Below are 7462 nucleotides of genomic sequence, written 5' to 3'. Positions count from 1 at the left end.
CGAAACACATAAAACATACATAAATTGTAGGTGGATAAATAAAGATAGGAAACTTTAATTTTTTTTCAATGTTTTTTAAAATTAGTTAGAAAAAATTGGCAATGTTCCTTTAGTAACTTATCTGATAAAAATAATGCCTCACAAAAGATGTGAGGCATTATTAAGATTATGCTCTATTTGCACTACCAAGTACATTAATGTTTTTATGCTTATACATCTCTACCAATGCATTTCTTGCCGGTTTTAAATATTTCCTTGGGTCAAACTCTTTCGGGTTATTCCACAAAAACTCTCTTACTTTTGCTGTAAAAGCCAATCTTCCGTCACTATCAATATTTATTTTGCAAACTGCACTTGTTGCTGCCTTTCTAAGCTGATCTTCAGGCACTCCCACAGCCCCTTCAAGGTTGCCACCATATTTATTTATCAGTTCTACATATTCGGGCATTACCGAAGAAGCTCCGTGAAGTACAATTGGAAACCCAGGTAATCTTCTTTCAACCTCTTCCAAAATATCAAACCTTAATGGTGGGACAGATTCACCTGGCTTTACTTTAAATTTATATGCCCCATGAGAAGTCCCAATTGATATTGCTAATGAATCAACTTTTGTTTTAGAAACAAACTCTTCAACCTGAGCAGGATCAGTATAGTGTGATTTTTCAGCAACTACATCATCTTCTATACCTGCAAGCACACCTAATTCACCTTCAACGGTAACATCAAATTGATGTGCATACTCTACAACTTTCTTAGTTAACTCAATATTTTCCTCAAAAGATAAATGTGAGCCGTCAATCATTACAGACGAAAATCCTGAATCAACGCATGATTTACAGATTTCAAAAGAATCACCATGGTCAAGATGAAGAGCAATAGGGATATTGTATCCAAGCTCTTCGGCCAACTTAGTCGCACCAAGTGCCATATATCTTAGCATGGTAGCATTAGCATACTCTCTTGCACCTTTTGAAACCTGTAAAATAACAGGTGACTTGGTTTCAACACATGCTTGAATAATTGCTTGAAGTTGTTCAAGATTATTGAAGTTGTATGCCGGAATAGCATACTTTCCTTCCATTGCTTTTTGAAACATCTCTCTGGTATTTACCAGCCCCAAATCCTTGTAACTAACATTCATCTTTTCCTCCAAAAAATTTATAGTAACTTTCAAATAGCTCACATGGTTTAAAAATACCTAACTCTGTTATTATCCCGGTCACCAGCACTGCCGGTGTAACATCAAATGCAGGATTAAAGCATTTTTGAGTATCTTCAACAATTTTTACCCCAACAATTTCCCTTATCTCTTTAGCGTCACGTTCCTCAATACGTATCATTTCACCTGTTTCAGTTGTAGGGTCAAATGTTGAAAAAGGTGCAGCTATATATAAAGGGATACCATGATAGTTTGCTAACACAGCTAAGCTATAAGTTCCGATTTTATTAGCAACATCACCATTTTTTGCTATTCTATCTGCACCTACTACAATAAAATCTATCATACCTTTACTCATTAGGTAGCCAGCCATATTATCGCAAATCAGGGTATTTTTTACCCCTAATTCATTAAGTTCAAATGCTGTAAGCCTTGCACCTTGAAGGTATGGCCTTGTTTCATCCACATAAACATGTATATCTTTTTTTTGTTCATGAGCTACTCTAATTACGCCTACTGCTGTCCCATAACCTGCAGTTGCAAGTGCACCAGCATTACAATGAGTAAGAATATTAAAACCACTCTCAATAAGCTTGGCGCCGTACTCCCCAATCTTTATATTAATGGATATGTCTTGAAAAAAGATCTCCTTCGCTTTTTCTTCCAAATTTTCCCCATTTTTTAATGCACCCTTCATCCTATCAACAGCCCATTTAAGATTTACCGCAGTAGGTCTTGTACTTATTAGCTTTTCAGCCACAAACTCCGGATTTAACCCTTCCTTAACACCTAAATAAAACCCAAAGGCTGCAGTAACACCTATTGCAGGAGCACCTCTGACAGTCATATTTCTAATTGCCTCACAAACTTCATCTAATCCCCTGCAAGTTACATACTCTTTTATAAGGGGAAGTTTCCTCTGATCAATAAGTTGTAAGGTCTCACCATCCCAAAGAATCGGATCTATCATATCTTAACCCACAAACATATTAATACTCATATTAATTTCAGGATATTTCATCTCAACCATATCCTTATTTTCAGAACTGCAGCCGGGTACTGTATAACCATAATACTTAAGATTAAATGATTCCAAAACTTTCTTTGACCAATCCATTATATTTTTTGAATGATCCCTATTCGGTGCACCTTGAACAACAACAAAAAATACTTTTGTATTTTCTTTAAACTTTGATACTTTTTTGGAATCTTTGAGGCAATACCATCTATCCAAAAACAATTTCAGCTGTCCTGTAATATAGCCATAATAGTTTGGCGTCACTATCACAAGAAAATCATATTCCAATATTTTTGGCAAGATATCTGTCAAATCATCTTCTACAACACAAAATGTATTGTTTTTTCTACAACTTAAACACCCCTGACACCCTTTAAAGTTTAATTCATTTATGTTTAGCTCCGTAACATCTTCATTTTTAAACTTTAGTTTCAATTTTTCTATCAAATAGCCGGAATTTCCCTTTTTCCTTGGACTGCCATTAATTAATAAAATCTTCATAAGCAACCATCCTAAAAATTTTGAATCATTTATACAATATTTGACTTTGTCAGTCCATATTTTTATGCTATTATAAATAGAAAAAGAGAGATTGTTATGGATATTACTAATTTTTTTGCAGTATCGCCAATGGACAGAATCGCAGGTGCTCAACAATATTTTGGAAAAGGTATAACTACTGGCAAAGTAATTGTGATATCACTATTTGCGGCAACAGTTATAGCTTTTATTGTTTTTCTTATAAAACAAGCAAAAAAGTAAAATTACCAAACAGTTTTTGTCTTTGCCCCATCTACCAAAAGGGTTACACCGCTAATATAGCTGGCAGCATCACTAAGTAAAAAAGCCCCAGCTTTACCTATTTCATCAATATTACCGTAACGCCCTAAAGGTATTTGAGAATACTCATACTTTTGCTGTTCTTCGACCGTTATCCCTTTCTTTTGGGCATTTAGATTATCCAAGCTTTTAACTCTGTCTGTATCTATTCTACCTGGTACTAAGTTATTGAACCTTATATTGTGTTTACCATATTCTATTGAAAGGCTCTTTATCAAACTTGTAACTCCTGATCTCATCACATTTGACAAAAGAAGTACATCGATCGGCTCCTTCACGGATGTTGAAGTGACAGCGACTACCGATCCTTTTTTACGTTCAACCATATAAGGTACAACTTCACGTATAAGTCTTACCGCACTCATCAGGGTAAGATTGAAAGCCGAGTACCAATCTTCATCATCAAAGTCCAAAAAATATCCGGCCTTTGGCCCGCCTGCATTGAGAACCAAACCATCAGGAGAACCCAATTCTTTTACCCCGTAAGCGACCCAACTTTTAATTGAATCGTATTCACTAGCGTTAAGAGTCTCATAAGTTATTTTACCACCATATTTTGAAAGCTGTTTAGATGCATTTTTTAGCTCTTCTTTATTTCTTGCGCCAAGAAGAACGTTAGCACCATCACTGGCTAAAGCTTTTGCAATCCCAAACCCAATACCTTTTGATGAAGCAGCTACAAAATAATTCTTGTTTTTTAGCCCAAGTTCCATATGTTCCCCTTATTTTATTAATATTTTCAAATCATTTAATATTTTTATGTGATCAAAAACTACATTATCAGGTAAACTGGATAATTCAAAAAACTTCGCACTTTTTGCATCATCTGCTGCTAAAGGTTTGCTGTCTGAATATGCATAGTACACAATACTAACAGTATGCCCCCTGGGGTCTCTTTTTGGATCAGAGTAAATCCCTAAAAGCTTAAGTTCTTTCTCTGAAATCCCTATGCTAGTCTCTTCCAAAAGCTCCCTGACAGCAGCCTGCTCAACAGTCTCACCATAATCTACAAATCCACCTGGGATAGCCCAGCCATAAGGTTTGTTCTTCCTTTCAATTAATAACACCTGCTTTTTAGAATTGACTACGATTACATCTACTGTAAGCTTTGGCGGATAAATAAACTTTTTGCCATACTTAAAACTCAAAGCCCTGTATATAGAGTCACAGTAATATGCCTTACCCTCTAGTCTGTTAATTACAGGTAATAAAATACCGTCGACTTCTGGATTTCTCAACTTTTCTATATCCTGTAACATACTTGTCTTGTAATCTTCTAGACCGTCAATCATAAACGGAACAGATTCCTTATACTTTTCATCAAGATATATTCCATCAGTCCTGGCTGCTTCAACGCATTCATTTATCATCATCTTCATAAGATGAAGTGAGTCTTCGTTTTTTGTTAACCTGCCACAGGTCGTTTCTAAAAGTGCTGATAACGGGTTAAAAGCCACATTCCAAAGTAATTTCTTCCAAGCTACCTCTTCTATATTATCCACTTCGCTGCACTCTATCCCCGTATGCTTAAATAGGTTAGAAAATTCTTTGGCCTTGGTTTTTGATTTATCTGTCAAACCACCCACCACAAGCTTTCCGGCAGCGGAGTGTACAACAGTCCCATAAGGTTCAACGGTAAGTCCCACGTAAACACTACACACTACGGTGCTGTCTTTACCAAAAGATTCAGCGATAATTTTATAATTATCCACACCGTTTTGCATACTAACGACATATCCATCTTCCTTTAAATACTTTTTTACTGAAGAGCATGCAAATGCAGTATCTTTAGACTTTGTAGAAATTATGATAATGTCATAACCATCCTCGAGCTCTGACTTAGCATCTATATCCACAAAAAAATCACCCAATTTATAACTTTTTATATAAAGTCCTTGCAGCTCATTAATTTTTCTTAGATGCTCCCCTCTAGCAACAAGCGTTACATCATGTCCCGCTTTTTTTAATATGCTGCCGTAAAAACTTCCAACTGCACCAGCGCCAAAAACAGCAATCTTTTTAAATGAAGACAATTTTATCCCCCTTAACCTTGCATGTAAGTTTCTTTCTTCGAGAAAATTTTCCTGCAATAAGAGCCTCACTTAAAGGTTCTTCAATATACTTTTGAATAAGCCTTCTCAAAGGCCTAGCGCCATAATTATAGTTATAATCCTTTGAAAGAACAAATTCTTTTACATCTGAAACAATCTCTATCTTTTTACCATGCCTTGAAAGTCTGTCATTGAGTTCAGCCACAATATTATCCATAATACCAAAAAGTATGTCTTTATTTAAAGGCTTAAAAACAATGACATCATCCACTCTATTAATAAATTCAGGTGGAAAAAAATCTTTTAACTCTTTTAAAGCATTTGAGCTAAATTTATTATAATCGATAAAGGTTTCAGCTGCATTTTCGAAACCAAGCTGCTTAGTAGTAATCGTAGTCTTCGTACCAAGGTTTGAAGTCATAATAACTATAGTATTTTTAAAGTTTACCTTATGCCCTAAACTGTCATTTATAAATCCGTCATCCAAAATTTGCAGCAATATATTCATTACATCAGGGTGTGCCTTCTCAATCTCATCAAACAAAATAACCGAATACGGTTTTCTCCTTACAAGCTCGGTAAGCTTCCCACCCTCTTCATAACCAACATAGCCGGGAGGTGCGCCCACCAGTCTTGAAACATTAAATTTTTCCATATATTCACTCATATCAATTCTAATAAGGGCATCTTGTGAGCCAAAAAGGTTTTCGGCCAATCTTTTTGCAAGCTCCGTTTTACCAACTCCAGTTGGCCCTAAAAATATAAAAGACGCTATCGGTCTGAATTCGCTATTCAACCCCGCAAAACTTCTCTTAATAGCCTTGGACACTCCCTGTACAGCTTCATTTTGACCGAGAATATACTTGCTTAAATCTTTATCAATGTTACTTACTTTTGCCATATCCGATTCTGTAAGCTTCTTCACAGGTACACCTGACATAAGTGAGACAACCTCGGCAATATCTTCCACTGTCAAAGATGGCCAAGAAGTTTTCACCTGTTCGCTCCACGCTTCCATTTTGAGATGATATAAGTTGTCCATACGCTCAACTTCTTCATCTATTACTGAAATACCAACATCATCCAAGTAAGAATTTCTTCTTTTAGACTTTTTAATATTTTCAATATCATTTTTAAGAGCAATTATATCTGCTGGAATTTGGTTATACTTAATCTTAATCCTTGCAGATGCCTCATCAATCACATCTATGCTTTTATCCGGCTGAAATCTGTCGGTAATGTACCTGTCCGCCATATAAACAGCTTCTTCAATAACATTATCCGGCACAAAAACCTTATGGAAGTTTTCATAATACTTACGTATACCTTTTAATATTTTTACTGTTTCTTCTCTGGATGGCGGGTCTACCAGCACGGTCTGAAATCTCCTTTGAAGAGCTCCATCCTTTTCAAAATACTTTCTATATTCACTTAAGGTCGTAGCGCCTATACATTGGAACGCACCTCTTGACAATGCTGGCTTGAGCATATTGGATGCATCTATAGAGCCCTCAGCAGCTCCTGCTCCAACAATCATATGTATCTCGTCTATAAAAATAATTACATTACCAGCACTTTCTATCTCCTTCAAAAGGTTCTTCACCCTCTCTTCAAATTGCCCTCGATACTTTGTACCTGCGACTAAATTTCCAAGATCTAATGAAACCAATCTCTTACCGCGCAAATATTCTGGAACTTCGTCATTAGCCATTCTAAGGGCCAACCCCTCTACAATAGCCGTTTTCCCTACACCCGGTTCACCTATCAAGATTGTGTTGTTTTTAATTCTTCTGCACAGAATCTGCACCATCCTTTCGATTTCGTTCTCTCTTCCAATTACAGGATCTATCTTTTCTTCTCTGGCAAGTTGAGTCAGATCTCTTCCATATTCGTCAAGATTTGGAGTGGACATACTCTGTGTCTGAGAAAAATTTTTGGACAATATCCTTATTTCATCTCTCAAAGAAATAAGGTCAAAACCTACTTTTCTCAATACAAGGGATGCTTTACCTCTTTTTTCCTTTAAAAGTCCCAACAATAAATGCTCAGGATTTATATATTTACTGTTTAAAATCCTGCACTCTTCCATGGCAAACTCAAGGGCATTTTTTGCTAAGGGGCTGAAAGGTAAACTCCCCTTGATCGCAAAGTCTTTATTTTCCCCACTTAGGTTTTGGATATCGTTTATCAAATTTTGGACATTTATCCCTTTTCTCGCAAAAAGCTCAAGTGTCAGGCTATTCTTTTCTTTTAATATGCCCACCAGAATATGTTCGGTATCAATATATGGATGCAGAAGCCTCTCTGCCTCTTCTCTAGAATAAAGAATAACCCTTCTTGCCCTATCAGTAAAAAGCTCAAACATAAAATCTTCCTTTATTTTTTATTAATACT

The 7462-nt window shown here is 36.0% G+C and carries 7 protein-coding genes; 1 reads left to right on the top strand and 6 read right to left on the bottom strand.

Features of this window, described 5'->3' with window-relative positions:
* Positions 1 to 166: 166 nt before the first annotated feature.
* The 3 genes from LF845_RS10685 to LF845_RS10675 are packed head-to-tail and all read right to left on the bottom strand — an operon-like array spanning position 167 to position 2678.
* Positions 167 to 1141 (bottom strand): class II fructose-bisphosphate aldolase, encoded by a 975-nt coding sequence (locus LF845_RS10685; protein WP_242821007.1) that lies wholly within the window; start codon positions 1139 to 1141, stop codon positions 167 to 169.
* Entirely contained in the window at positions 1131 to 2129 is a 999-nt protein-coding gene (gene mtnA, locus LF845_RS10680; protein WP_242821006.1) for an S-methyl-5-thioribose-1-phosphate isomerase, read from the bottom strand. The genes LF845_RS10685 and mtnA overlap by 11 nt, the downstream gene beginning before the upstream one ends.
* Before the next feature lie 3 nt (positions 2130 to 2132).
* A complete protein-coding gene (locus LF845_RS10675) occupies positions 2133 to 2678 on the bottom strand; it encodes a flavodoxin family protein (protein ID WP_242821005.1) in 546 nt (181 codons plus the stop codon).
* A gap of 96 nt (positions 2679 to 2774) precedes the next feature.
* Here LF845_RS10675 and LF845_RS10670 point away from each other — a divergent pair, with 96 nt between their 5' ends.
* Positions 2775 to 2939: a hypothetical protein gene (locus LF845_RS10670; protein ID WP_242821004.1), complete on the top strand. Its 165-nt coding sequence runs from the start codon at positions 2775 to 2777 to the stop codon at positions 2937 to 2939.
* A gap of 2 nt (positions 2940 to 2941) precedes the next feature.
* Here the strand turns inward: LF845_RS10670 and LF845_RS10665 are convergent, their stop codons facing one another.
* From LF845_RS10665 to LF845_RS10655, 3 genes are read right to left on the bottom strand one after another with little or no spacing between them, the layout of a single operon-like run.
* Positions 2942 to 3730: an SDR family oxidoreductase gene (locus LF845_RS10665; RefSeq protein ID WP_242821003.1), complete on the bottom strand. Its 789-nt coding sequence runs from the start codon at positions 3728 to 3730 to the stop codon at positions 2942 to 2944.
* Between the two features lie 9 nt (positions 3731 to 3739).
* On the bottom strand, positions 3740 to 5050 hold the full coding sequence (locus LF845_RS10660) for a 2-dehydropantoate 2-reductase (protein WP_242821002.1): 1311 nt from the start codon (positions 5048 to 5050) through the stop codon (positions 3740 to 3742).
* Positions 5037 to 7433, bottom strand: coding sequence for an ATP-dependent Clp protease ATP-binding subunit (locus tag LF845_RS10655; RefSeq protein ID WP_242821001.1), 2397 nt, complete (start codon positions 7431 to 7433; stop codon positions 5037 to 5039). The genes LF845_RS10660 and LF845_RS10655 overlap by 14 nt, the downstream gene beginning before the upstream one ends.
* Positions 7434 to 7462 lie beyond the last annotated feature (29 nt).

Source organism: Deferrivibrio essentukiensis (assembly GCF_020480685.1).
GTDB classification, from domain to species: domain Bacteria; phylum Chrysiogenota; class Deferribacteres; order Deferribacterales; family Deferrivibrionaceae; genus Deferrivibrio; species Deferrivibrio essentukiensis.
Note: the sequence above shows the minus strand (reverse complement) of the source record. Positions and strands in the feature narration are given on the sequence as shown.